Annotated in this window: 26 protein-coding genes; 17 read left to right on the top strand and 9 right to left on the bottom strand. The window is 71.9% G+C overall.

Features of this window, described 5'->3' with window-relative positions; genetic code table 11:
* Positions 1 to 180 precede the first annotated feature (180 nt).
* A complete protein-coding gene (locus LADH09A_RS01655) occupies positions 181 to 1146 on the bottom strand; it encodes a COX15/CtaA family protein (protein WP_238642952.1) in 966 nt (321 codons plus the stop codon).
* A gap of 218 nt (positions 1147 to 1364) precedes the next feature.
* Here LADH09A_RS01655 and LADH09A_RS01650 point away from each other — a divergent pair, with 218 nt between their 5' ends.
* The 11 genes from LADH09A_RS01650 (at position 1365) to LADH09A_RS01600 (ending at position 10662) form a co-directional block, all read left to right on the top strand.
* Positions 1365 to 2045, top strand: coding sequence for a helix-turn-helix transcriptional regulator (locus tag LADH09A_RS01650; protein ID WP_238642955.1), 681 nt, complete (start codon positions 1365 to 1367; stop codon positions 2043 to 2045).
* Positions 2042 to 3472 (top strand): Fe-S cluster assembly protein SufB, encoded by a 1431-nt coding sequence (gene sufB, locus LADH09A_RS01645; RefSeq protein ID WP_238642951.1) that lies wholly within the window; start codon positions 2042 to 2044, stop codon positions 3470 to 3472. The genes LADH09A_RS01650 and sufB overlap by 4 nt, the downstream gene beginning before the upstream one ends.
* An 88-nt stretch (positions 3473 to 3560) precedes the next feature.
* Complete coding sequence (sufD, locus tag LADH09A_RS01640; protein WP_238642950.1) at positions 3561 to 4709, top strand: Fe-S cluster assembly protein SufD; 1149 nt, start codon at positions 3561 to 3563, stop codon at positions 4707 to 4709.
* Positions 4709 to 5035 carry a non-heme iron oxygenase ferredoxin subunit gene (locus tag LADH09A_RS01635; RefSeq protein ID WP_238642949.1) on the top strand — a complete coding sequence of 109 codons (327 nt, stop codon included), beginning with the start codon at positions 4709 to 4711 and terminating at the stop codon, positions 5033 to 5035. Before sufD ends, LADH09A_RS01635 begins: the two co-directional genes overlap by 1 nt.
* Positions 5035 to 5808 carry a Fe-S cluster assembly ATPase SufC gene (gene sufC, locus LADH09A_RS01630; RefSeq protein WP_238642948.1) on the top strand — a complete coding sequence of 258 codons (774 nt, stop codon included), beginning with the start codon at positions 5035 to 5037 and terminating at the stop codon, positions 5806 to 5808. Before LADH09A_RS01635 ends, sufC begins: the two co-directional genes overlap by 1 nt.
* Positions 5809 to 5828: 20 nt before the next feature.
* On the top strand, positions 5829 to 7133 hold the full coding sequence (locus tag LADH09A_RS01625; protein WP_238642947.1) for a cysteine desulfurase: 1305 nt from the start codon (positions 5829 to 5831) through the stop codon (positions 7131 to 7133).
* Positions 7133 to 7606, top strand: a complete 474-nt coding sequence (gene sufU / locus LADH09A_RS01620) for a Fe-S cluster assembly sulfur transfer protein SufU (protein WP_238642946.1) — start codon at positions 7133 to 7135, stop codon at positions 7604 to 7606. The genes LADH09A_RS01625 and sufU overlap by 1 nt, the downstream gene beginning before the upstream one ends.
* 76 nt (positions 7607 to 7682) lie before the next feature.
* Positions 7683 to 8138 (top strand): metal-sulfur cluster assembly factor, encoded by a 456-nt coding sequence (locus tag LADH09A_RS01615; RefSeq protein WP_238642945.1) that lies wholly within the window; start codon positions 7683 to 7685, stop codon positions 8136 to 8138.
* Positions 8139 to 8853: 715 nt separating this feature from the next.
* Complete coding sequence (locus LADH09A_RS01610; protein WP_238642944.1) at positions 8854 to 9483, top strand: LysE family transporter; 630 nt, start codon at positions 8854 to 8856, stop codon at positions 9481 to 9483.
* A gap of 50 nt (positions 9484 to 9533) precedes the next feature.
* Entirely contained in the window at positions 9534 to 10187 is a 654-nt protein-coding gene (locus LADH09A_RS01605) for an acVLRF1 family peptidyl-tRNA hydrolase (protein WP_238642943.1), read from the top strand.
* 115 nt (positions 10188 to 10302) lie between these two features.
* Positions 10303 to 10662 carry an SgcJ/EcaC family oxidoreductase gene (locus LADH09A_RS01600; RefSeq protein ID WP_238642942.1) on the top strand — a complete coding sequence of 120 codons (360 nt, stop codon included), beginning with the start codon at positions 10303 to 10305 and terminating at the stop codon, positions 10660 to 10662.
* 118 nt (positions 10663 to 10780) lie between these two features.
* Here LADH09A_RS01600 and ypfJ read toward each other — a convergent pair whose 3' ends face one another.
* Positions 10781 to 11704 (bottom strand): KPN_02809 family neutral zinc metallopeptidase, encoded by a 924-nt coding sequence (ypfJ, locus tag LADH09A_RS01595; RefSeq protein WP_238642941.1) that lies wholly within the window; start codon positions 11702 to 11704, stop codon positions 10781 to 10783.
* A gap of 263 nt (positions 11705 to 11967) precedes the next feature.
* On the opposite strand from ypfJ, the gene LADH09A_RS01590 reads away from it, so the two are divergent.
* Complete coding sequence (locus LADH09A_RS01590; protein WP_238642940.1) at positions 11968 to 13572, top strand: ABC-F family ATP-binding cassette domain-containing protein; 1605 nt, start codon at positions 11968 to 11970, stop codon at positions 13570 to 13572.
* Between the two features lie 63 nt (positions 13573 to 13635).
* Here the strand turns inward: LADH09A_RS01590 and LADH09A_RS01585 are convergent, their stop codons facing one another.
* On the bottom strand, positions 13636 to 14235 hold the full coding sequence (locus LADH09A_RS01585; protein ID WP_238642939.1) for a cadmium resistance transporter: 600 nt from the start codon (positions 14233 to 14235) through the stop codon (positions 13636 to 13638).
* Between the two features lie 215 nt (positions 14236 to 14450).
* Between LADH09A_RS01585 and LADH09A_RS01580 the strand changes: the two genes are divergently transcribed.
* The 3 genes from LADH09A_RS01580 to LADH09A_RS01570 all read left to right on the top strand — a co-directional run bounded on the left by LADH09A_RS01580 (position 14451) and on the right by LADH09A_RS01570 (position 17583).
* Positions 14451 to 14678, top strand: coding sequence for a helix-turn-helix domain-containing protein (locus LADH09A_RS01580; protein ID WP_007462679.1), 228 nt, complete (start codon positions 14451 to 14453; stop codon positions 14676 to 14678).
* Between the two features lie 46 nt (positions 14679 to 14724).
* A complete protein-coding gene (locus LADH09A_RS01575; RefSeq protein WP_238642938.1) occupies positions 14725 to 15492 on the top strand; it encodes an enoyl-CoA hydratase/isomerase family protein in 768 nt (255 codons plus the stop codon).
* A gap of 114 nt (positions 15493 to 15606) precedes the next feature.
* Complete coding sequence (locus LADH09A_RS01570; protein ID WP_238642954.1) at positions 15607 to 17583, top strand: ABC transporter ATP-binding protein; 1977 nt, start codon at positions 15607 to 15609, stop codon at positions 17581 to 17583.
* Between the two features lie 111 nt (positions 17584 to 17694).
* Here LADH09A_RS01570 and mug read toward each other — a convergent pair whose 3' ends face one another.
* From mug to LADH09A_RS01540, 6 genes are all read right to left on the bottom strand, one after another.
* On the bottom strand, positions 17695 to 18282 hold the full coding sequence (mug, locus tag LADH09A_RS01565; protein ID WP_238642953.1) for a G/U mismatch-specific DNA glycosylase: 588 nt from the start codon (positions 18280 to 18282) through the stop codon (positions 17695 to 17697).
* A 137-nt stretch (positions 18283 to 18419) separates the two neighbouring features.
* The gene (locus LADH09A_RS01560) at positions 18420 to 19181 is read right to left on the bottom strand and encodes an SDR family oxidoreductase (RefSeq protein ID WP_238642937.1); all 762 of its coding nucleotides are present in this window, start codon (positions 19179 to 19181) and stop codon (positions 18420 to 18422) included.
* Positions 19172 to 19717: an SCO6045 C-terminal-like domain-containing protein gene (locus LADH09A_RS01555; protein WP_238642936.1), complete on the bottom strand. Its 546-nt coding sequence runs from the start codon at positions 19715 to 19717 to the stop codon at positions 19172 to 19174. Before LADH09A_RS01555 ends, LADH09A_RS01560 begins: the two co-directional genes overlap by 10 nt.
* Positions 19714 to 20532: an MbnB/TglH/ChrH family RiPP precursor modification enzyme gene (locus tag LADH09A_RS01550; protein ID WP_238642935.1), complete on the bottom strand. Its 819-nt coding sequence runs from the start codon at positions 20530 to 20532 to the stop codon at positions 19714 to 19716. The genes LADH09A_RS01555 and LADH09A_RS01550 overlap by 4 nt, the downstream gene beginning before the upstream one ends.
* Positions 20529 to 21449, bottom strand: a complete 921-nt coding sequence (locus LADH09A_RS01545; protein WP_238642934.1) for a TIGR04222 domain-containing membrane protein — start codon at positions 21447 to 21449, stop codon at positions 20529 to 20531. The genes LADH09A_RS01550 and LADH09A_RS01545 overlap by 4 nt, the downstream gene beginning before the upstream one ends.
* A gap of 81 nt (positions 21450 to 21530) precedes the next feature.
* Positions 21531 to 22103 carry a TetR/AcrR family transcriptional regulator gene (locus LADH09A_RS01540; protein ID WP_088949222.1) on the bottom strand — a complete coding sequence of 191 codons (573 nt, stop codon included), beginning with the start codon at positions 22101 to 22103 and terminating at the stop codon, positions 21531 to 21533.
* Between the two features lie 77 nt (positions 22104 to 22180).
* Here LADH09A_RS01540 and LADH09A_RS01535 point away from each other — a divergent pair, with 77 nt between their 5' ends.
* Positions 22181 to 23041 (top strand): carbon-nitrogen hydrolase family protein, encoded by an 861-nt coding sequence (locus tag LADH09A_RS01535; RefSeq protein WP_238642933.1) that lies wholly within the window; start codon positions 22181 to 22183, stop codon positions 23039 to 23041.
* 65 nt (positions 23042 to 23106) lie between these two features.
* A complete protein-coding gene (locus LADH09A_RS01530; RefSeq protein WP_238642932.1) occupies positions 23107 to 23751 on the top strand; it encodes an HAD family hydrolase in 645 nt (214 codons plus the stop codon).
* Positions 23752 to 23863: the final 112 nt, after the last annotated feature.

Raw genomic sequence — 23863 nt, 5'->3', positions numbered from 1 at the left:
GAGGCGCGAGGCGCGAGGCGGGCGGCATCGCCCGGCCGATCGATTCTTGAGGAAGCGCCGAACCGGACACCCGTTGCGGGAAGCCTCGGACGGGCACCCGACGCGGGAAGCCTCGGACCGGGCACCGACGCGGACGCCTCACACTGACCGGCGCGGGCGCGGGCGAGCCGCGCCTGCGGGTCAGGCGGTGACCGGGACGGGGTCGGCGGCGTCGGTCGCTGCGACCTCTGTTGCCGGGGTGACCGGGCGGCGCTCGCGGGTCGACCACTGCACCGACAGCGCGGCCAGCAGCACCAGGCAGGAGCCGAGCATGTGTACGCCGACCAGGATCGCCGGCACGTGGGTGAAGTACTGCACGAAGCCGATCAGGCCCTGACCCAGCTCCACGGCGACCAGCACGATCGCGGCGCGGGTGGCCCGCTGCGCACCGACGGCGCGGAACGCGAAGATCAACGCCACCGACAGCCCGATCAGCAGGAAGACCACGTCCGCGTGCACCTGCGAGATCGTCTCCGGGTCGAGCCCGTTGCGAGCGGCGCCGTGGTCGCCGGCGTGCGGGCCGCTGCCGGTGACCCAGGTGCCGACGACCAGCACGGCGACGGTGACGACGGTGGTGACCCGGGCCAGCGTGCGCAGCGGTGCGGGCACCACGGCCACCGTCGGGCCGTCGGGGTCGCCGATGCGCCGCCAGAGGGCGTACGCGGCGGCGATCACCGCCATCGAGGCGAGGAAGTGCAGGCCGACCACCCACGGGTTGAGGTTGGTCAGCACGGTGATCCCACCGATCACCGCCTGGGCGGGGATGCCCAGGAAGACCGCCACGGCCAGCGCGAGGAGCGCGGGTCGGCGGGGCCGGTGCAGCAGTACGGCCAGCACGGTGGCGAGCGCGATCAGGCCCACCGCGAAGGTCAGCATCCGGTTGCCGAACTCGATCACCCCGTAGACGCCCATCTCGGGCGTGGTGACGTAGGAATCGTCGGTGCACCGGGGCCAGGTGGGGCAGCCGAGGCCCGAGGCGGTCAACCGGACGGCCCCGCCGGTGACGACGATGCCCACGTTCGCGATGATCGAGGCGAGCGCGAGACGGCGCAGCAGGATGCCGGAGACCGGACGGACGATTCGGTTCACGGCGCAAATCCTACGCACCGTAGTGATCGAGGTTCGTCCGACTCCGTCGGCTCGGTGGTTCGGATCACCGGGGCCCGGGTTTGCGACCCTCCGGGTAATTACGTAACGTTGGCGTTGTGAAAAACGCGGCGGCGCTCTCCGGGCACCAGCCGACGGCTGTTCCGGCCGTCGGCGCGTCCGCGTCCGCGCTCGTCACGACCACGTCGGCCGCCCTCGGCGGCGGCGCGGCGACCGAGATCTCCACCCGGGACCGGGTCACCCAGTTGCTGCTGGAGCGGGGTGCGACCACCGCCGCCCAGCTTGGCGCGGCCCTCGGGCTCAGCCCGGCGGCGATCCGTCGGCACCTGGACGCGATGCTCGCCGACGGTGACGTCTACGCCCGCGAGCAGACCGTGCAGGGCAGCCGCGGGCGCGGTCGTCCCGCCAAGGTGTTCATGCTGACCGAGGCCGCCCGGGTGCGCTGTGGCACACACCACTACGACAACATGGCCACCGCCGCGTTGCGCTGGATCGCCCGCAGCGGCGGTTCGGACGCGGTGGAGGCGTTCGCCACCGAGCAGGTGTCCGCCCTTGAGTCGCGCTGTCGGGCGGCCATGGAGGACGCCGGCGACGAGCCTCTCGCGCGTGCCGAGGCACTCGCCGCGGCACTCACCGCCGAGGGTTACGCTGCCAATGCGACCACGATCGCCTCCGGCGGTCAGCTCTGCCAGCACCACTGCCCGGTGGCGCACGTGGCCGCCGAGTTTCCCCAGCTGTGCGAGGCCGAGACCGCGGTGATCTCCCGTCTGGTCGGCACCCACGTGCAGCGCCTGGCCACCATCGCGCACGGCGACGGGGTGTGCACCACGCACATTCCGACCCAGCCGGGCCGTGTTCAATCCGGTAATCCCGTCACCACTGTGAGGACAGATAGATGACCGAGCAGATCGTCCAGCCCCTGACCCAGGAAGAGCAGCTCGCGGCCCTGGGTCGGTACGAGTACGGCTGGTCCGACCCGGACGCCGCCGGGGCGGTTGCCCAGCGCGGCATCAACGAGGCGGTGGTGCGGGACATCTCGGCCAAGAAGAGCGAGCCGGAGTGGATGCTCGACCTGCGGCTGAAGGGCCTGCGGCTGTTCGGCCGCAAGCCGATGCCGGCCTGGGGCGCGGACCTCAGCGGCATCGACTTCGACAACATCAAGTACTTCGTGCGGTCCACCGAGAAGCAGGCCACCAGCTGGGAGGACCTGCCGGAGGACATCAAGAACACGTACGACCGGCTGGGCATCCCGGAGGCGGAGAAGCAGCGGCTGGTCGCGGGTGTCGCGGCGCAGTACGAGTCCGAGGTCGTCTACCACAAGATCCGTGAGGACCTTGAGGAGCAGGGAGTTCTCTTCCTGGACACCGACACGGCGCTGCGCGAGCACGAGGACGTCTTCAAGGAGTACTTCGGCACGGTGATCCCGGTCGGCGACAACAAGTTCGCCGCCCTGAACACCTCCGTGTGGTCCGGTGGCTCGTTCATCTACGTGCCGAAGGGTGTGCAGGTGGAGATCCCGCTGCAGGCCTACTTCCGGATCAACACGGAGAACATGGGCCAGTTCGAGCGGACGCTGATCATCGTCGACGAGGGTGCGTACGTGCACTACGTCGAGGGCTGCACCGCGCCGCTCTACTCCTCCGACTCGCTGCACAGCGCTGTCGTGGAGATCATCGTCAAGAAGAACGCGCGTTGCCGTTACACGACCATCCAGAACTGGTCGAACAACGTCTACAACCTGGTCACCAAGCGCGCCGTCTGCCACGAGGGCGCGACCATGGAGTGGGTCGACGGCAACATCGGCTCCAAGGTGACGATGAAGTACCCGGCGGTCTACATGACCGGCGAGCACGCCAAGGGCGAGGTGCTCTCGGTGGCGATGGCCGGCGAGGGCCAGCACCAGGACGCCGGCGCGAAGATGGTGCACGCCGCGCCGCACACCTCCTCGACCATCATCTCCAAGTCGATCGCCCGGGGCGGCGGCCGCACCTCGTACCGGGGTCTGGTGCAGGTGCTGGAGGGTTCGCACCACAGCCGCAGCACGGTCAAGTGCGACGCGCTGCTGGTCGACACCATCTCCCGCTCGGACACCTACCCGTACGTCGACATCCGTGAGGACGACGTGTCGATGGGGCACGAGGCGACCGTCTCCAAGATCAGTGACGACCAGCTCTTCTACCTGATGAGCCGGGGCCTGAGCGAGGACGAGGCGATGGCCATGATCGTGCGCGGCTTCATCGAGCCGATCGCCAAGGAGCTTCCGATGGAGTACGCCCTGGAGCTCAACCGCCTGATCGAGCTTCAGATGGAGGGCGCGGTCGGCTGACGCCGCCGCTCCCGCGTGGCGGGCCGAACCCGGCCCGCCACACCAGGACCCCACCTCGTCGTCACGGATCAGACAGACCAAGGAAGAAATGACTACCCAGGCTTCCGCGCCACCCAGCACCAAGTCGCAGGCGCTGCGCTCGTACGACGTCGCCGACTTCCCGGCCCTCACCGGCCTGGAGGAGGAGTGGCGTTTCACCCCGCTCAAGCGCCTGCGTGGCCTGGCCACGGCGGACACCTCCGCGGCCACCGGCCGGGGCGTCACCATCGAGCACCCGGACCTGCCGGCCGGGGTGTCGGTGCGGCTCGTCGAGCCGAGTGACGCCAGTGTCGTGTCCGCGCCGGTGCCGACCGACCGGATCAGCGCGCTGGCGCACGGCGGGGCCGCACGGGTCGCGCTGGTCGAGGTGGCCGCCGACGCGGTGGTGTCCGACGCGGTGATCGTCCGGCTGCTGGGCGCGTACCCCGAGGAGCTGGCCTTCGCCCGGACCCAGGTCCAGGTGGGTCGGTTCGCGGAGGCCACCGTCGTGTTCTCCCAGGAGGGCTCGGCCACGTTGGCCGACAACGTCGAGGTGTTCGTCGCCGACGGCGCGAAGCTGACCCTGGTCACGGTCGCCGACTGGGCCTCCGACGCGGTCCAGGCGCAGCACATCCAGGTCAAGCTGGGCCGCGACGCCCGGGTCGTGCACATCCAGGTCACCCTCGGTGGCGACCTGGTCCGGCAGTTCACCAGCGTGGAATACACCGGGCGGGGTGGCGAGGCCGAGCTGTACGGCGTCTACTTCGCCGACTCCGGTCAGCACCTGGAGCACCGGCAACTGGTCGACCACTCCGTGCCGGACTGCCGCAGCTACGTCGGTTACCGGGGCGCGTTGCAGGGCGCGGACGCGCACACCGTCTGGGTCGGCGACGTGCTGATCCGGGCCGAGGCGACCGGCACCGACACGTACGAGATCAACCGGAACCTGCTGCTCACCGACGGCGCTCGGGCGGACTCCGTACCCAATCTGGAGATCGAGACCGGCGAGATCGCCGGCGCCGGCCACGCCAGCGCGACCGGCCGCTTCGACGACGAGCAGCTCTTTTACCTGATGGCCCGGGGCATCCCGGAGAGCGAGGCCCGCCGCCTGGTGGTCCGCGGGTTCTTCGCCGAGCTGATCAACAAGATCCCGGTGGAGTCCCTGCGCGAGCGCCTGGGCGACGCGATCGAGGCCCGGCTCACCAAGGCGGGCGCCTGATGATCCGGATCTGCTCCACCGAGGACGTGCCGAAGGGCACCGCCATCAGCGCGGACGTCGACGGCACGTCGATCGCTCTGGTGCACGGCGAGGACGGCAACTTCTACGCCGCGTACGACGAGTGCTCGCACGCCTCGGTCGCCCTCTCCGAGGGCGAGGTCGACGGCTGCACGCTGGAGTGCTGGTTGCACGGCTCGCGCTTCGACCTGCGCACCGGCCAGCCGACCGGGCTGCCCGCCACCGAACCCGTCCCCGTCTACCCCGTCGAAGTCCGCGACGGCGACATCTACCTCAGCCTGACGCCGAGTAATGGAGTGACCCGATAATGAGCACCCTGGAGATCCGCGACCTGAAGGTGTCGGTCAAGCTGCCCGAGGGTGAGCTCAAGCCGATCCTGGCCGGCGTCGACCTGACCGTGAAGTCCGGTGAGACCCACGCGATCATGGGCCCGAACGGCTCCGGCAAGTCCACCCTGGCGTACTCGATCGCCGGTCACCCCAAGTACGAGATCACCGGCGGCACCGTGACCCTCGACGGCGAGGACGTGCTCGCCATGACGGTCGACGAGCGGGCCCGCGCCGGCCTCTTCCTGGCCATGCAGTACCCGGTCGAGGTGCCCGGCGTCTCGGTGGCCAACTTCCTGCGCACCGCGAAGACCGCCATCGACGGCGAGGCGCCGAAGCTGCGCACCTGGGGTGGCGAGCTGCGCGGCGCGATGGAGCGCCTCCAGATGGACCCGGCGTTCGCCCAGCGCAACGTCAACGAGGGCTTCTCCGGTGGTGAGAAGAAGCGGCACGAGATCGTCCAGCTGGAGCTTCTCAAGCCGAAGATCGCCATCCTCGACGAGACCGACTCGGGCCTCGACGTGGACGCGCTGCGCGTGGTCAGCGAGGGCGTCAACCGGGTCCGCGACACCGGTGACACCGGCGTGCTGCTGATCACCCACTACACGCGGATCCTGCGTTACATCAAGCCGGACTTCGTGCACGTGTTCATCGCCGGCCGGATCGTGGAGCAGGGCGGCCCGGAGCTGGCCGACAAGCTCGAGGCCGAGGGCTACGAGCGGTACGCCGCCGGGGCCGGCACGGCCAAGGCCTGAGCGGGAGAGGCGCTGCCGAGATGACCAGCATCGCGATCCCCGAGGGGATGCCGCAGTACGACGACGTGCCGCGTTTCGACGTGGCCCGGGTACGCGCCGACTTCCCGATCCTCGATCGGGAGATCAACGGGCACCCACTGGTCTACCTCGACAGCGCCAACACCTCGCACAAACCGCGCCAGGTGCTCGACGTACTCGACGAGCACTACGCGCGGCACAACGCGAACGTCTCGCGGTCGGTGCACACCCTGGGCACCGAGGCCACCGAGGCGTACGAGGGGGCGCGGGCGAAGGTCGCCGCGTTCATCAACGCGCCGAGCGTCGACGAGGTGGTGTTCACCAAGAACTCCACCGAGGCGATCAACATCGTGGCGTACGCCTTCTCGAACGCCTCGCTGCGCCCGGACGCCGACCCGCGGTTCCGGCTCGGCCCGGGCGACGAGGTGGTGATCTCCGAGATGGAGCACCACTCGAACATCGTCCCGTGGCAGCTGCTCTGCGAACGCACCGGCGCGACCCTGCGCTGGTTCCCCGTGACCGACCAGGGCCGACTGGACGAGTCGGGCCTGGAAGACCTGGTCACCGAACGGACGAAGATCGTCTCGCTGGTGCACGTGTCGAACATCCTCGGCACCGTCAACGCGACCTCCCGGATCACCGCGCGGGTCCGCGAGGTGGGCGCGCTGCTGTTGCTGGACTGCTCGCAGTCGGTGCCGCACCTGCCCATCGACGTGGTCGACCTGGACGCCGACTACATCGTGTTCACCGGCCACAAGATGTGCGGCCCGACCGGCATCGGGGTGCTTTGGGGCCGCGCCGAGCTGCTGGCGGCCATGCCACCGGTCTTCGGCGGCGGCTCGATGATCGAGACGGTCACCATGGCCCGCTCGACCTTCGCCGCCCCGCCGGCCCGGTTCGAGGCCGGCACCCCGCCGATCGCCGAGGCGGTCGCGCTCGGCGCGGCCGTCGACTACCTGACCGGCGTCGGGATGCGCGCCATCCAGTGGCACGAGAAGGAACTGACGGCGTACGCGCTGGACGCCTTCGGCTCGGTGCCGGACCTGCGGATCTTCGGCCCGACCGTGCCGGTTGGCCGGGGCGGCACCATCTCGTTCGCGCTCGGCGACGTCCACCCGCACGATGTGGGTCAGGTGCTCGACTCGCTCGGCGTGCAGGTGCGGGTGGGTCACCACTGTGCCAAGCCGGTGTGCAACCGGTTCGGCGTCCCGGCCATGACCCGGGCCTCGTTCTACCTCTACACCACCACCGAGGAGATCGACGCTCTGGTGGCCGGTCTGGAGCAGGTACGGAAGGTGTTCGACTGATGCAGCTCGACCAGCTCTACCAGGAGATCATCCTGGACCACTACAAGCGCCCACACGGGCGTGGCCTGCGCGACGCCGAAGACTCGGGCGACCGGGTCGAGGAGGCGCACCACGTCAACCCGACCTGCGGCGACGAGGTCACCGTCCGGGTGGCCACCGACGGCACCGTGCTGCACGACATCTCGTACGACGGCATGGGCTGCTCGATCAGCCAGGCCTCGGCGAGCGTGCTGCACGAGTTGCTGCGCGGTCGCGGTGCCCGGGAAGCATTCGAGGTGCACGAGGCGTTCGTGGAGTTGATGTCCGGACGTGGCCAGGTCACCCCGGACGAGGACGTGCTGGGTGACGGGGTGGCCTTCGCGGGTGTGGCCCGTTATCCCGCCCGGGTCAAGTGCGCGCTGCTGCCGTGGATGGCGTTCAAGGACGCCGCGGCACGCGCGGGTGTGGCCGCGAGCCCGGAGGTGAAGGCGTGAGCGTGCGTCAGCGAGCCAATCATTGTTGCAGCGCCGTGGCGCCTCTCGGCGTCACGGAGCGAAGCGGAGGGACGGCATGAGCGAGAACACGGCTACCGAAGCGACGCCGGAGGCCGGTGACGCCGTCACGGCGTCGCAGGTCGACTCCGTGACGACCGACGCCACCGCGACGCCGCAGGCCGGCGACGCACCGACGGCCGGCGTCAGCAAGGCCATGATCGCCGATATCGAAGAGGCGATGAAGGACGTCGTCGACCCGGAGCTCGGCATCAACGTGGTCGACCTGGGCCTGGTGTACGGCGTGCACGTCGACGACGAGAACGTCGCCACCCTGGACATGACGCTCACCTCGGCGGCCTGCCCGCTGACCGACGTGATCGAGGACCAGACCCGGCAGGCGCTGACCACCGGCCCGGGCGGCGGCCTGGTCAACGACATCCGGATCAACTGGGTCTGGCTCCCGCCGTGGGGCCCGGACAAGATCACCGATGAGGGCCGGGACCAGCTCCGTTCCCTCGGCTTCAACGTCTGAGCCGACTCCGGTCGGCTCTGCCCGTCGAGCGCGACACCCCGACCAGGGGTGTCGCGCTCGATGCGTCACGCCCGGGTCAGGGGGATGCGCCCGCGTCCCCGCGTCGCGCCGTCCCCGCGTCGGGCCGTCCCCGCGTCGGGCCGTCGCGCCGGCCGGCAAGATCGCGCTGCATCGTGGTTGTAGTGGTGTCGGCACGCCGGTGAGACCACTACAACCACGATATTGCGCGATCTTCGAGGCCGGGCCAGGCCGAAGATCCGCGCAACATCAGCGATAGTGCTGCCTCCGGCGTCTCGGAGGCAGCAACATCCCCGAAGTTGCGCGAATCTTGGCCATCGCCCCGCAGGAGGGGCCAGGGATGGCGTCGGCACGGCGCGCGGCGCACGGCGCGCGGCGCGGCGCGCACGGTGCGCATGGCGTGAGGCGTGAGGGCGTGGGGCGCTCGGGCTCAGCGCGGGCCGGGGCGCGCACGGCGCACGGCACGGCGCGGCGCGGCGCGCACGGTGCACATGACGCGGGCTGAGGGCGTGGGGCGCTCGGGGTCAGCGCGGGCCGGGGTGCGGCGACGGGAAATGCGGTGGCGGGGGAGTGGCTTCGGCGCGCAGGATGCGCGTGTGATTGAGGCGTACCCGATGCAGGTCCCTGTCCGTGCGGCCACTGCCGTGCGTCGACAGCGGCCGGTCCGAGGGCGAGCCTCGACCCGGCACCGACGTCCGTGAGCGGGGCGTTCCTGGCCGGTCTGGTGGCCGGCTACGGCGTCGCCATCCCCGTGGGCGCGATCGCGATCCTGATCCTGGGCCTGAGTGCGCGTACCTCGTTTCGGGTCGGTGCGGCCGCGGCGCTCGCGGTGGCGACGGCCGATGGCCTCTACGCGGCGGTCGCAGCGATCGGTGGCGCCGGCCTGGCCGGGATCATCGGGCCGGTCGCCGGGCCGCTGCGGGTGGTCGCCGCCGTCGTCCTGCTCGGTCTCGCCGGGCACGGTCTGTGGCGGACCTGGTCCGCCCACCGCTCGCGGCAGACGCCGACGGCACCCGTCGGGAGGGGTCTGAGCACGCCCGGGCGGGCCTACGCGGCGTTGCTCGGGCTGACCCTGCTGAACCCGGCGACGGTGCTGTACTTCACCGCGCTGGTGCTCGGTCGTCGGGACACCGCCGACGCGGACCCGGGCGCGGCGGCGCTCTTCGTGGCGGGCGTGTTCCTGGCGTCGGCGAGTTGGCAGCTGGTCATCGCCGGCGGTGGCACGGTGGTCGGTCGGGCACTGAGCAGCCCGCGCGGGCGGCTGGTCACCGGCCTGGTGTCCAGCGCGCTGATCGCCGCGCTGGCGGTGGTCGCGCTGCTGGGCTGAGCGCCGCGCCCGGCCGCCCGATCTGCGCTGTCGTGCCGTACGGTCGGGCGGTGACCAGTCGACCCGCAGCCGGGGGAGGCCGGTGGGTGGAGGTAGACCCGGCCCGCGTCGGGCGCTGGGTCGAGGGCTTCGCCGACCGGCACGGCCCGCACACCACCACCGAGCAGGAGTACGGCCTGCTGCTCACCGCCCCGGACGGGGCCACCGCCGAGTTGTACGCCCCACCCGGCGCGCCGGCCGGCGGTGACGTCCTTGGATTCGTGGCCGCTGCCGTGACGCCCCGCCGGATCGGCCTGCTGCTGGCCCGCAAGGGCGCGGTGGCCGTCGGCGTGGCCATGGGCGCCGACCTTGTCGTCTCCAAGGTGGACACCCGGTACGTGCAGGGGCGCACCGCCGCCGGGGGATGGTCCCAACACCGGTTCGCCCGACGGCGCGACAACCAGGCCAAGGCGGCGCTGGGCGATGCGGCGGACCTGGCCGTACGCCTGCTGTTGCCGGAGGCGGCGACGCTGACGGCGATGGTCTGTGGTGGTGACCGCAAAGCGGTGGACACGGTGCTGGCCGATCGCCGTTTGGCCCCGCTCGTGGCTCTGCGCGCCGAGCGGCTGCTCGACGTGCCCGAGCCTCGGCATGCGGTGCTCGTCGCGGCGGTGGCCGCGGCTCGTGCGGTACGGATCCGGTTGCGCGACCCGGCACCCGACTGACCGGGGGGCTCGACGGAGGGAAACCGGCGTTCCTGGTGTGCTGCCGTGCTGACGGTCCGAGGATGGGCGCATCGCCCCGGTAACCCGTGGCCGCAACACTCGCAGGGAGATCACCATGTCCGAGGCGCAGATCCTGCGTACCGTCCTTGACCGGTGGAAGTCGGCGGTCGACGCCCACGAGCCCGACCGGGTCGCGTCGTACTTCACCGATGACGCCATCTTTCAGGGACTGCACCCGTACACCGTCGGCCGTGCCGGGGTTGCCACGTACTACGCCGCCCAGCCGCTCGGCCTGACCGCCGCCTACGAGATCCGGGAGACCCGGCGTCTCGCCGACGACCTGGTCCTCGGCTACCTGGAGGTGGAGTTCGGCTTCACCGACCGCCCGCCGCTGACGGTCCACCTGGGCGTGCTGCTGAGCGCTACTGACGAAGACTGGCTCATCGCCCACTACCAGGTCTCCAACCTGAACTAACCCGCCCGCCCCCGCCCGGGTCGATACCTGGAGCTGTGGTGGTGGACGAAGGGTGCTCGTCCGCCCAAACCGGGCACCACAACTCCATGATCGACGGGGGGACGGGGGCGGGGTCAGTTCAGAGCTGGTCGGTGGCGAAGGTGTCGCAGGTCTTCGGGTCGCCGCTGTTGTGGCCCTGCTGGAACCAGCGCTGGCGCTGCTCGGAGGTGCCGTGGGTGAACGAGTCCGGGTTGACCTGCCCGCCGGAGCGTTCCTGGATGCTGTCGTCGCCGATCGCCTCGGCGGCCTTCAGCGCCTCGGTGATGTCGCCCGGGGTGATGGACGTGAAGAGCGGTTCCTTGCCGGTCTTGTCCTTGGTCTCGGTGGCGTGCTTGGCCCAGGCGCCGGCGTAGCAGTCGGCCTGCAACTCCAGCCGGACGGACGCGGAGCGGGGCCCGCTCTGGTCGCCCTGGCTCGCCTTCTCGTTGGTGCCGAGCAGGTTCTGGATGTGGTGTCCGTACTCGTGGGCGAGCACGTAGGGCTGGGCGAACTCGCCCTTGGCGCCGAACCGGGAGGCCAGCTCCTCATAGAAGCTCAGGTCGATGTAGACCTGCCGGTCGGCGGGGCAGTAGAACGGGCCGACGCCCGAGTCGGCCTGGCCGCAGCCGGTGTTCACGGCGGCCTGGAAGTAGTTCGTGTCGGTCGGCTCGTACTTCCCGTTGCCCAGCCCCGGGTACGCCTCCTGCCAGTAGCCCTGGATGCTGTTGACGTAGGCCAGGTTGCGGCAGCGCAGGTCGTCGAAGCGCTGTGGGTTGTCGCGCGAGCACAGCTGTTCCAGGTCGGTGCCGCCGGCCTGCCCGCCGCCCTCGTCGCCGTTGGTCATCGCGTTGAGGCCGACCCCGCCGCCGAGCAGCGCGATCAGCACGGCCACCACGATGCCGATGAGCCCGCCTCGACCACCGCCGCCGGGCAGGGGAATGCCGAGGCCGCCGCCCCCTCCACCACCCCGACCCCGGTCGTTGACCTGGGAGGTGTCGAGCTCGGCCCGCTCGTTGAGTTCCATGCTGACCCCGATCGCCGTATGACGGTGAATGTCGTCTGAATGTCGTTCTGTCCTCGAAATGCCGGACGGGGTCCGGACAGCGCTTCCGGTACCCGATGATCTTGATTGGTAATCCGGGCGGGCCCTCCAGCGGCGCCCGGTACACTTGTCGGGTGCTGCGCTGCGAAGGCTGAACCGCCCCGCGCCGTCGGGCCCCTTGAGCCCGCCGGCCGTTTCGCGTGCCCCGAGTCAGCCTTCCAGACCCCGAGAGCGAGCCCGAAAACATGATCACTGTCACCGGCCTGGAACTGCGTGCCGGTTCCCGGATCCTGCTGTCCGACACGACGCTGCGCGTACAGCCCGGTGACCGGATCGGCCTGGTCGGTCGCAACGGCGCCGGCAAGACCACCACGCTGAAGGTGCTCGCCGGCGAGGGGCAGCCGTACGGCGGCCAGATCGACCAGCGCAGCGCCATCGGTTACCTGCCACAGGACCCGCGCACCGGTGACCTGGAGGTCACCGGCCGCGACCGGGTGCTCTCGGCGCGCGGCCTGGACGTGCTGATGTCCCAGATGCAGGAGGTCGAGGCCCGCCTCGCCGAGGACGCCACCGACAAGTTGGTCCGTCGCTACGGCGCGCTGGAGGATCAGTTCGCCGCCCTGGGTGGGTACGCCGCCGAGGCCGAGGCCGCCCGGATCTGCGCCAACCTCGGCCTGCCCGACCGGGCGCTCGCGCAGACCATCGGCACCCTCTCCGGTGGTCAGCGGCGGCGTATCGAGCTGGCCCGGATCCTGTTCCGCGACGCGGGCGAGAACGGCGGCGGCATTCTGCTGCTCGACGAGCCGACCAACCACCTCGACGCCGACTCGATCACCTGGCTGCGCGGCTTCCTCGCCAACCACAAGGGCGGCCTGATCGTGATCTCCCACGATGGCGCCCTGCTGGAGTCGGTGGTCAACAAGGTCTGGTTCCTCGACGCCACCCGGTCGGTCATCGACGTGTACAACCTGGGCTGGAAGGCGTACCTGGAGGCACGCGAGACCGACGAGCGGCGCCGACGCCGGGAGCGGGCCAACGCGGAGAAGAAGGCTGGCGCGTTGATGGCGCAGGCCGACAAGATGCGGGCGAAGGCCACCAAGACCGTGGCCGCGCAGAACATGGCCCGCCGCGCCGAGAAGCTGATCTCCGGCCTGGAGGAGGTGCGGGTCTCCGACCGGGTGGCCAAGGTGCGCTTCCCCAGCCCCGCGCCGTGCGGCAAGACCCCGCTCACCGCGACCGGCCTGTCCAAGTCGTACGGCTCACTGGAGATCTTCACCGACGTCAACGTCGCGGTCGATCGCGGCTCCCGGGTGGCCATCCTGGGGCTCAACGGCGCCGGCAAGACGACCCTGCTGCGGATGCTCGGCGGTCTGCTCAGCCCGGACACCGGCGAGGTGCACGCGGGTCACGGCCTGCGGCTGGGCTACTACGCCCAGGAGCACGAGACGCTGGACGTGGAGCGGACGGTCCTGGAGAACATGCGGGCCGCCGCCGTCGAGCAGTCCGACACCGACCTGCGCAAGATCCTCGGTGCGTTCCTCTTCTCCGGTGACGACGTGAACAAGCCGGCCGGGGTGCTGTCCGGTGGCGAGAAGACCCGTCTGGCGCTGTCCACCCTGGTCTGTTCCGGCGCCAACGTGCTGCTGCTCGACGAGCCGACGAACAACCTCGACCCGGTCAGCCGGGAGCAGGTGCTCGACGCGATCGCCAACTATCCGGGCGCGATCGTCCTGGTCACCCACGACCCGGGGGCGGTGCTCGCGCTCAAGCCGGACCGCGCGATCCTGCTGCCCGACGGCGACGAGGACGCCTGGAGCGACGACCTGCTCGAACTGGTCGAGCTGGCCTGACCGGCTCGACCTGGCTCGCCGGCACGGCGTCGCGTCCTGCGGGCGGTCCGATCGGGCCGGCTCTCAGCCGAGCAGGTCGGCCAGCCGGCCGAGCACACCGGAGCTGACCAGGATCAGCACGCCGACGCCGATGAAGATCGTCGGCACCAGCCAGTGGCCGGCGCGTTCGACCAGCCGGACCACCCGGGGGTGCCCGCCCAGCCCGGCGCCGGCGGCACACCACAGTGCGATGAGCAGCACGAAGACCAGGAGGAACACCGCACGGTCGGCCGCGCCGAGGGCACGGAAGACGGGTACGTAGACGGCCACGTTGTCGGCGCCGTTCGCGATCGTCACCCCGGCCACACCGAGCGTTCCGGTGACGACCGCGGGTGTCACGTCGTCGTCGGAGGCCCGGAGCGCGCGTACGCCCAGCGCGATCGGCAGCAGGCCGAGCAGCCCCGTCCACGGGTCCGGCACGACCAGCAACCCCGCCGCGACCACCGCGCTGGCCAGCGCGAGCGCTCCGACACCAAGGTATTGACCAGCGACAATCTGCCAAGGGCGGGGTCGTTCGGTGGTGCGGGCCGCGACGAAGAAAAGGGTCAGGATGACGATGTCGTCGATGTTGGTCGCGGCGAAGACCGCTGCTGCCCCGGCCGCCGTGCTCAGCAGGTCGATCACGACCGAAGGCTACGGGTTGTCGGCAGGCGTCAGCGTGCCGCGGTGGTACGCCCGGAGGCCGGGCGGGGCCGATCGCCAGGATCACTCTATCGGGAAGCTGACATTGCATAGCGTGTCGGTTGGCGAAGAGTTGATATCTGGCGCATGATCGTCCGAGGCGGTCTAATAGGTGGGACCGTATCCGAACCGCACAGTCTGGGACGTGAGGACACAGCATGGCAGCCACTGGCACAGCCACCAGCACTGAGAAGGGTCGCCGGATCGTCGGAGCCGAGCGTCAGACGCTCGCCAAGGACCTGGTAAAGCGGTACACCTCGGGGGAGAGCATCCGCGCGTTGGCGGCCTCGACCGGCCGTTCCTACGGGTTCATCCACCGAGTACTCACCGAGTCCGGGGTGCAGCTGCGTCAGCGCGGTGGTGCCCGGCGCCGCAAGAAGGCGTGACCCGCCACTCAGCGTCGTCCAGCAGCGCCGCGCCCCGGGCCGTCCGGTGACCGCCGAGGCGACCGGGGTCCGGCTGACTTGCGACGGGCCGGTCGCCACGGTGACGTTGTGCCGGCCCGACGTGCTCAATGCTCAGACGCCGGCCATGTGGCGGGCGATGAGCGACTTCTCCCGCGACCTGCCCGGCGACGTGCGGGTGGTGGTGGTCCGAGGCGAGGGACGTGCGTTCTCCGCCGGCCTCGACCTCGCGGTGGCTGGTGCCTCCGGCCCGGGCTCGTTCGCGGAGCTGGCCACGCTGCCCGAGCAGGAGTGCGCCGCGCGCATCGCGGAGTTCCAGGCCGGCTTCACCTGGCTGCACCGGCCGGACGTCATCTCCGTGGCGGCCGTGCAGGGTCACGCGATCGGTGCGGGCTTCCAGCTCGCCCTCGCCTGTGACCTGCGTGTCCTCGCCGCCGACGCGAAGCTGTCGATGGCCGAGGTGACCCTCGGTCTGGTGCCCGACCTGGCCGGCACGAAACGCCTGGTCGAGTTGGTCGGTTACGCGCGGGCGCTGGAGATCTGCGCCACCGGCCGCCGGTTGGACGCCGCCGAGGCGGACCGTATCGGGCTGGCCACCCTGGTGGTGCCACCAGCCGAGCTGGACGGCGCGGTCCAGGATCTGACCGCTGGCCTGCTCTCCGGGGCCCGCGACGCGGTGGTGGAGATCAAGGCGTTGCTCGCCGGTGCGGCCGGGCGGTCGCATGCCGACCAGCAGCGCGCCGAGCGCGAGGCGCAGACCCGTCGGCTGCGGGACCTGGCCGGTCGGGGAGAATAGGTAAGGACCGCACGGGAAGATCCGGGTTACGACCGAGGTTGTCACAGTCGTCGGGAGAATTGACCTGACGGCGCGGTCTGCCCGACGACCCGGAGGTGAGCGATGTCCAACCCGATGTCCGGCGGTGGCATGGCCGGGTGGAGCATGCTCCGGTCGATGCGCAACCGCGACGAGGTTTCCAGCCACCGGCTCAAGCGCGGGGTGGCCCGCCGCATCGTCGCCTTCGCCCAGCCCTACCGACGCGACATCATCGTCTTCCTGGCCACCGTGGTGCTGGCCGCCATCATCGGCGTTGCCACCCCGGTGCTCGCCGGTGACGTGATCAACGCGATCAACCGGGGCGGCACCGAGGCCGGCCGGCTCGTGGTGCGGCTGGCCCTGTTCATCGCCGCCCTGGCGGTCGCCGACGCGCTGCTCTCCCTCGCCCAACGGTGGTATTCCGCCCGGATCGGCGAGGGCATCATCTTCAACCTCCGCACCCGGGTCTACGACCACGTGCAGCGGATGCCGTTGCAGTTCTTCACCCGTACCCAGACCGGCGCCCTGGTCAGCAGGCTCAACAACGACGTGCTCGGCGCCCAGCGGGCGTTCACCTCGACCCTGTCCGGTGTGGTCAGCAACGTCATCCAACTGGTGCTCACCGCGGCGGTGATGTTCACCCTCTCCTGGCAGATCACCGCGCTATCCCTGGTGCTGCTGCCCATCTTCATCATTCCGGCCCGCCGGGTCGGTCGGCGGCTGGCCGACATCACCCGTGAGGCGTACAACCTCGACGCCAAGATGAACGCGACCATGACCGAGCGGTTCGGGGTGGCCGGCGCGCTGCTGGTGAAGCTCTTCGGTCAGCCCGAGATCGAGGCCGGCCGGTTCGCCGGCCGTGCCGAGCGGGTGCGCGACATCGGCATCCAGTCCGCGATGTACTCCCGGACGTTCTTCGTGGCGATGCTGCTGGTCGCCTCACTGGCGCAGGCGCTCACCTACGGTCTCGGTGGCTGGCTGGCGGTGACCGGCGGCGTCAGCGCGGGCACCGTCGTGACGCTCGCGTTGCTGCTCACCCGCCTGTACGGTCCGCTCACCGCACTGTCCAACGTCCGGGTGGACGTGATGAGCGCCCTGGTCTCCTTCGACCGGGTCTTCGAGGTGCTCGACCTCAAGCCGGGCATCGTGGAGAAGCCCGACGCGGTGCCGGTGCCTCGCGGCACCGGCCGGGTCGACTTCCGCGACGTGCGGTTCCGCTACCCGAGCGCCTCCGAGGTCTCCCTCGCCTCCCTGGAGGAGGTCGCCACCCTGGACCGGACGGTCAACGAGCCGGTGCTCAAGGGAGTCTCGTTCAGCGTGGAGCCGGGGCAGATGGTCGCACTGGTCGGCCCGTCCGGCGCCGGCAAGTCGACCCTGTCGATGCTGATCTCCCGGATCTACGACGTCACCGACGGCGAGGTGCTGGTCGGTGGGGTGGACGTGCGTGACGCGACGCTCGCCTCCCTGCGGGACGAGATCGGTGTGGTCACCCAGGATTCGCACCTGTTCCACGAGACGATCGCCGAGAACCTGCGCTACGCCAAGCCCGATGCCACCGACGACGAGATCTGGGCCGCGCTGGCCGGCGCGCAGGTGGCCGACCTGGTCCGGGCGCTGCCCGACGGGCTGGACACCACCGTCGGGGAACGCGGCTACCGGTTCTCCGGGGGCGAGAAGCAGCGCATCGCCATTGCCCGGCTGCTGCTCAAGGCGCCGTCGATCGTGATCCTCGACGAGGCGACCGCCCACCTGGATTCGGAGAGCGAGGCGGCGGTGCAACGGGCGCTGTCGGTGGCGTTGACCGGGCGGACCGCCCTCGTGATCGCACACCGGCTCTCCACCGTGCGCGACGCCGACCAGATCCTGGTCCTCGACGGCGGCCGGATCGTCGAGCGGGGGCGGCACGACGATTTGGTGGCGGTCGGCGGGCTCTACGCCGAGCTGTACCGGACCCAGTTCGCGGTCGCCGACTCGCCCACCCCGTTCGTCGACGCGACCGGGCCCGAGCCGGTGGTCATGCCGTTGGGCACGTACCGGGCCGACGAGGTGCTGCCGCCCGCCGCGGCCAACTGACGTCCCGCCGGCACCGGGCCGGGGTCCGTTCCGGTCGCGTCCGGCGCGTTGATCGACTCTGGTTACCGAAAGTCGGGCGTCGACAGCCCGACTACCGGAGAGCCGAGTCGATCAACGCCGTTCCGGCAGATCGGTCGCCACCCGCAGCTCGGCGAACGCCAGACCCAGCGTCACCGGCGTGAAGTGCGCGTTCAGGCCGCTGGGGTTGGGCAGCACCCACAGACGGGCGCCGGCGAGTGACTCCGGCTGCGGCCCGAAGGTGGCTTTCGGCCGCTGAAAACCGATCCGGTACGCGGTCACCCCCACCACCGCCACCCAGCGCGGCCGGTAGCGGGCCACTTTCCCGGTCAGGATCGCGGCACCGTCGAGGAGTTCCTCCGCGCTCAGCTCGTCCGCGCGGGCGCTCGCCCGGGCGGCCATGTTGGTGATGCCGAGCCCGAGCGCGGGCAGCTCGTCCTGTTCGCTGGGGTGCAGCAGCCGGGGGGTGAACCCGCCCCGGTGCAGCGCCGGCCAGAACCGGTTGCCGGGTCGGGCGAAGTGCCAGCCCGTGGCAGCCGACCAGAGGCCGGGGTTGATGCCGACGAAGAGCACCGCCAACCCCGGCGCGAGGACGTCGGGGATGGTCCGGTCAGCGGCCGCCGCCAGCTCCGCCCGCGTCGGCCGCGCCGTCAGGGGGCGATCGGTGTGACGTGCGTTGATCGACTCGGGTTCGTGGAAGTCGGGGTGTCCTGGTCGCGTCGACCGCCCGGTTCCCGGAAAACCGAGTCGATCAACAGCCGAGGGCCGCGCCGGCTCGGGCGGCGTCCCTGCGCGGGCCGGTCGGCCCCGGTCGGGGGTCACAGCCCGCGCAGCGCGCCGCCGTCGACCGGCAGGGTGATCCCGGTGAGGTAGCTCGCGGCGGGGGAGAGCACGAACGCGGCCACCCGGCCGAACTCGGTGGGGTCGCCGAGGCGGCGCAGTGGGATGGCGGCCTCCGCCTCGGTGCGAGCGCGTTCCGGGTCGCCGGTGGCGGCGAAGAGCTCCCGGTTGCGGTCGGTCAGGATCCGGCCGGGCAGCAGGCCGACCACGCGTACCCCACGCGGGCCGTAGTCGTCGGCGATGTCCTTGGCCGCCCCGACCAGGCCCGGCCGCAGACCGTTGGAGATGCCGAGCCCGGGCACCGGGCCTCGGGCCGAGGTGGACAGCACCAGCCCGATCGCACCGCCCTCGGGCAGCTCGGCGGCGATCGTCCGCACCGCGCGGATGGTGCCCAGGAAGACGGTCTCGAAGGACTGCCGCCACTGCTCGTCGCTGATCGCCGCGGCGTTGCCCGCCGGTGGCCCGCCGACCGAGATCAGCGCCCCGTCGAGCCGACCGAAGTGCTCCCGGGCGGCGGCGACGAGCTGCCCCGGGGTCTCCGGGTCGGTCAGGTCGGCGGTCAGCCCGACGGCGTGCTTCCGACCGCCGAGCTGCTCCGCGGCGGCGGCCACGGCGTCCGGGTCCCGTGCCGAGAGCACCACCCGTGCCCCGTCGGCGACCAGGCACTGCGCGGTCGCGAAGCCCAGGCCGCGAGAGGCGCCGGTGAGGACGTACACGTGGTCGGTCAGGCCTAGATCCATAAGGCCGATCCTGCCGCATCCGGCACACCGTCGCCACCAACTGCGGGTGGACGCGAGGCGGGACGCAGCAGACGTACCCGGCCGGCGATCTGCACCGCCACGGCGCCGCCGGCGCGGCCCACCGCCGGCAGCCGGCGCGGACGTGGCGCACCGAGCCCGTCGTAGCGCAGGCGCGCCTCCCGGACGGCCAGTTCCTCGGCGGCCGCCCGGGGCAGCGCGCCCCGCTCGCGCAACGCCCGGGCCAGGTCCCAACCGTCGCGCAACGACCCGGCGGTCGGTCGCCCGGCGGCCCAGCCGGCGAAGGTCGTCGACCACCCGGCACCGAGGCCGGCGGCCAGCAGCGGCCAGTGTCGGGCCACCTCGCCAGCACGTTTGCGTCTCAGAGCCGCCCGGGCGGCGGCCAGTTGGGCCGGTGCGAACCCCGGCGGCGGCGGCCCTGCGGCGACGAGCGTCGCGACCAGCTCCGCCTGTCGCTCGGCGAGGCTGCCGACGTCGCCGGACGACCGGCTGCCGCCGTCGTCGCGTGGCTCGGTCATGTCACGGCCGGGAAGCCCGCGGCGGCGGCCAGGGCGTCCAGTTCGGCGCGCAACTCGGCTGCCGGTGGGTAGTGACCGTCGCGTTCCAGCAGCAGCGCCGGCGGTCGCTGTCGGGCGCAGAGCGCGCCGACCAGCTCCAGCACCGCCGCCGGCACCGGATCGGTGTGGGTGTCGTGGTAGAAACCGCCGTGCTCGGCGCCACCGGCCACGTGGACGTACGCGACCCGCTCCAGCGGCAGACGGTCCAGCAACGCGAGCGGGTCGGTGCCCCGGTTGCGGGCGTTGGCGTGCACGTTGGCCACGTCCAGCAGCAACAGTGCGCCGGTCCGGTCCAGGATCTCGGTGAGGAAGTCCGCCTCGTCCAGCTCGTCGTCGGGCCAGTCGACCAACGCGGCGATCGGTTCCAGCGCGATCGGCACCGGCAGGTCGGCCTGTGCCCGCGCCACGTTGGCGCAGACCGCATCGACCGCCTCCCGACTGCGCGGCAGCGGGAGCAGGTGGCCGGCCTCCAGGCCACCGGCTCGGACGAACGCGATGTGCTCGCTGACCAGCGGAGCGTCGACCCGCTGAGCCGCCGCGGCCAGGTGGGCGACCCGGGCCGGTTCGACCGGCTCGGCGCCGCCGAGGGAGAGACGCACCCCATGGGGTACGACCGTCACGCCGCGCTCCCGCAGCTGCGCCAGGCCCGGCGGAAGCGGCCCGGACGCGGGCACCCCCTCGGCCACCACCTCGACGAAGCGCAGGCCGGGCAGGTCGGCCACGAAGCCGGCGATCTCCGGACGCCAGCCGATGCCGATCCCGGACGGCCCGGTCATCCGCCGCACCCCCCGCCACCGCCGCAGCCGCCACCGCCTCCGCCGCCGTCCCCACCGGAGCTGTCGCCTCCGGACGATCCGTCGGAGCCGCCCGTCCAGCCGCCACCGCTGCCGGAGATCGCCTGGCGCTGGATCTCGGCCTGCTCGGCGAAGCCGGGGTCGAGGGCCCAGAGCGAGGCGGTGCCGTACAGGGCCACGCCCATCGCCGCGCCGGCCGCTCCGTAGGTGGCGTAGGACGGCGCGGAGGCCGGGGCGAGGTAGGTGTGCTCGCGTCGGACGTCGCGCAGGGCGGCACGGCCGGCCCGGGTGCGTACCGGCACCCGACCCAACAGCAGCGTGGCAGCGATGAGCCCGACCAGGGTGAGCAGCAGGTAGCCCACCGGGCGACCGTTGCCCAGGCCGAAGAACACCCGGAGCACGCCGAGACCCAGCAGGGCCAGCAGCATCCCTCTCCAGAAGCGGGCACGCCTGCGCTGCATGTCGTCCGTCAGCAACCCGCGCTGCTCCAGGCCGTTGCGGATCTGGTGCAGCGCGACGGCTACGCGCTCGTCCTGCGGCAGGTCCCGGACCCGGGAGTGCTGGTGCGCGGCCCAGTGGATGGCCTGATCCAGCGGGGTCAGCCCGGACGGGGCGGCACCGACGGTGGTCAGCCGGCGGTCCGGCCGTACGCCCACCGCGCCGCTGCCGCGCAGCCCGCCCAACGCGGAGTGCACAGCGAGTTGGGGTCCGCCGTTGAGGTACGCGACCTGCTGGGGCCCGAGTGGGTCGGCGGTGGTGACAGCCCCCGACCCGGCCAGCAGCCGGACCCGCTGGTACGCCGCGATCACCACCACCACGGCGGCGGCCACGACGTAGAACCGGAGGAAGGTCGGGCTGGGAATGCCCCAGGTGTCGCCGGACGCGGCGTGAACGATCATCGACTGCTCCTGTCACCGGAGGGATGCGCGGCCCCATTGTGGAGCAGCCTCGCCACGGTCGGCAGGCGGGTGTCCGAGCGGTCAGTGGCGGCGGACCGCCTCCTCGACCAGGTCGAGCACCGGGCCCAGGTCGCCGGCCGGCCGGCCCATGGCCAGGTGCAGCACCAGGCCGTCGTACGCCAGCTCCAGGAACTGGGCCAGCACGTCGATGGGTACGTCTTCGCGCAGCACCCCGGCGTCGCGCTGGCGGGCCAGCCGGTCGCGGGTCGCCTCGGCGATCGCGGCGGACCGCTCGGCCCAGCGCCGGGCGAACGCCGGGTCGGTGCGCAGGCGGCGGGAGACCTCCAGTTGGCTGCCCAGCCAGCCGGTGGTGTCCGGGGAGACGGCGCGGGCGAGCAGGTCGCGCATCACCTGGACGAGGCCGTTGCGGGCCACCGTCTCGACCATGGCGGCGGCGTCGTCCTCGGCGACGGCCAGGAAGAGCGAGTCCTTGTCCCGGAAGTGGTGGAAGATGGCGCCGCGGGACAGGCCGGTGGCCTCCTCAAGACGACGTACGGTCGCCCCCTCGTAGCCGAGCCGGGCGAAACACGCCCGGGCAGCGGCGAGGATCTCCCGCCGACGCGCGTCGAGCTGGTCCTGGCTTACTCTGGGCACGCGTCGATCGTCGCAGGTCAACCCACGGCTTGCAAACCGTACGTACGGCTTGGGATGTCGCCGACTACCCTCGCCTGGTGACCCCGCCGCACACCGTTCCCACCTCCCCGCTCACCGTGGCCACCGTCCAGGCCACGCCGACGCCGGGTGACGTCGCCGGTAACGCGGTCACCGCCGCCGACCTGGTTCGCCGAGCCGGTGACCAGGGCGCGCGGGTGGCCGTCCTGCCGGAGCTGTTCCTCTGCGCGTACCACCCGCCAAGCCTCGCCGCCGACCCGGTCGGCACGGACGTCGCGGCCGACCCGGCCGGTGAGGTCGCGGACCCCCGGCTCGACCCGCTGCGCGCCGCGGCGCGCGAGGCCGGCGTCACCGCGCTGGTCGGCGCCGCCGTCCGACACCCGGACGGCCGGCGGACCATCGCCGCGCTGGTGGTCGACCGCGCCGGCGCGGTTCGGGTCGGGTACGACAAGCAGCAGCTCTGGGGCGACGAGCGCGAGCTGTTCAGCGCCGGCGGTCGGGGTGCCACGCTGCTCGTCGACGACTGGCGACTCGGGCTGGGCATCTGCTACGACGGGTGCTTCCCGGAACACGGCCGGGCCGCCGCCCTCGACGGCGCACACGGCTACCTGTGCCCCAGCGGATACCTAACCGGCTCCGAGCACCGCCGGGACCTCTACTACGCCGCGCGAGCCCTGGACAACACGATGTTCGTGGTCTTCGCCAACGCGGTCGGCGGAGTCGATCCGTGGCGGTTCAACGGCGGCGCGGCGATCTACGACCCGCAGGGGCGGGTGCTGGCCCGGGGCGCCGACGACGGCACGGCCGTGCTCGTGGCGGCGCTGGATCCGGCCGTGCTCGCGGCCACCCGGGCGGCCCATTCGATGCTCGCCGATCGACTGCCGGACCAGGGCGGCCCCCGGGTGTCGATGTCCGGCTGAGCCCATCGTCAGGTGGATACCCGCCGGACCTGTTGGCGAACACGTCGGTCCCGTAGGGTGCCCGAGTGCCACTGCTCCTGCTGGACCTGGACAACACCCTGCTGGATCGGGCCGGGCCGTTCCGCCGCTGGGGTGAGCGCTTCCTGGACGGCATCGGCGCGCCCCACACCGACATCGACTGGCTGCTCTCGATCGACGCCGACGGTCTGACCGACCGCTGGGACCTCGCCGACGCCATCCGGGACCGCTACCAGCTGCGCATCCCCTCGATCGACCTGGTGGAGGAGCTGCACGACGGGGTGGTGGCGCAGACCCGGCTCGACCCGCTGACCGCCTGCGCACTGAAGATCGCCGACGACGCCGGCTGGGTGCCGGTGGTGGTCTGCAACGGCACGGTACGCGTCGAGGACGCCAAGATTCGCCGGACCGGCCTGGACCAGTACGTCGCGGACTGGGTGATCTCCGAGGAGGCCGGCGTCAGCAAGCCCAACCCACGGATCTTCGCGCTCGCCGCCCAGCGGGTCCGGATGCCGCTGCGGGGGGCCTGGGTGGTCGGCGACAGCCCGGAGGCGGACATCGGCGGAGCCGCCGCCGTCGGGCTGCCCAGCGTCTGGCTGCACCGGGGGCGCACCTGGACGGACGCCCGGTTCGCGCCGAGTCACACCGTGGACGGGCTGATCGCCGCGGTCGCCACCGTCCTGGCCCGCTGACGCCCACAGCCGTCCGCAGCCGCCGCAGCCGTCCACGCCCCGCCGCGCGACCCGCCCCTCCCCGCCGCGCGCCTCGTTTCGCCTCGCTGCGCGGCCCGCCCCGCCCGCCCCG

The sequence above is a fragment of the Micromonospora cabrerizensis genome, from assembly GCF_022230955.1.
Taxonomy (GTDB): Bacteria; Actinomycetota; Actinomycetes; order Mycobacteriales; family Micromonosporaceae; genus Micromonospora; species Micromonospora cabrerizensis.
The sequence above is the reverse complement of the archived record's forward strand: the minus strand, read 5'-3'. Positions and strand labels throughout refer to the sequence as shown.

Bases quoted from the DNA above. Each gene is read 5' to 3' on its own strand.
- sufB (WP_238642951.1), top strand. From the start codon at position 2,042: ATGACCGAGCAGATCGTCCAGCCCCTGACCCAGGAAGAGCAGCTCGCG.
- sufD (WP_238642950.1), top strand. From the start codon at position 3,561: ATGACTACCCAGGCTTCCGCGCCACCCAGCACCAAGTCGCAGGCGCTG.
- LADH09A_RS01635 (WP_238642949.1), top strand. From the start codon at position 4,709: ATGATCCGGATCTGCTCCACCGAGGACGTGCCGAAGGGCACCGCCATC.
- sufC (WP_238642948.1), top strand. From the start codon at position 5,035: ATGAGCACCCTGGAGATCCGCGACCTGAAGGTGTCGGTCAAGCTGCCC.
- LADH09A_RS01625 (WP_238642947.1), top strand. From the start codon at position 5,829: ATGACCAGCATCGCGATCCCCGAGGGGATGCCGCAGTACGACGACGTG.
- sufU (WP_238642946.1), top strand. From the start codon at position 7,133: ATGCAGCTCGACCAGCTCTACCAGGAGATCATCCTGGACCACTACAAG.
- LADH09A_RS01615 (WP_238642945.1), top strand. From the start codon at position 7,683: ATGAGCGAGAACACGGCTACCGAAGCGACGCCGGAGGCCGGTGACGCC.
- LADH09A_RS01600 (WP_238642942.1), top strand. From the start codon at position 10,303: ATGTCCGAGGCGCAGATCCTGCGTACCGTCCTTGACCGGTGGAAGTCG.
- ypfJ (WP_238642941.1), bottom strand. From the start codon at position 11,704: ATGGAACTCAACGAGCGGGCCGAGCTCGACACCTCCCAGGTCAACGAC.
- LADH09A_RS01590 (WP_238642940.1), top strand. From the start codon at position 11,968: ATGATCACTGTCACCGGCCTGGAACTGCGTGCCGGTTCCCGGATCCTG.
- LADH09A_RS01580 (WP_007462679.1), top strand. From the start codon at position 14,451: ATGGCAGCCACTGGCACAGCCACCAGCACTGAGAAGGGTCGCCGGATC.
- LADH09A_RS01570 (WP_238642954.1), top strand. From the start codon at position 15,607: ATGTCCGGCGGTGGCATGGCCGGGTGGAGCATGCTCCGGTCGATGCGC.
- LADH09A_RS01560 (WP_238642937.1), bottom strand. From the start codon at position 19,181: ATGGATCTAGGCCTGACCGACCACGTGTACGTCCTCACCGGCGCCTCT.
- LADH09A_RS01555 (WP_238642936.1), bottom strand. From the start codon at position 19,717: ATGACCGAGCCACGCGACGACGGCGGCAGCCGGTCGTCCGGCGACGTC.
- LADH09A_RS01550 (WP_238642935.1), bottom strand. From the start codon at position 20,532: ATGACCGGGCCGTCCGGGATCGGCATCGGCTGGCGTCCGGAGATCGCC.
- LADH09A_RS01545 (WP_238642934.1), bottom strand. From the start codon at position 21,449: ATGATCGTTCACGCCGCGTCCGGCGACACCTGGGGCATTCCCAGCCCG.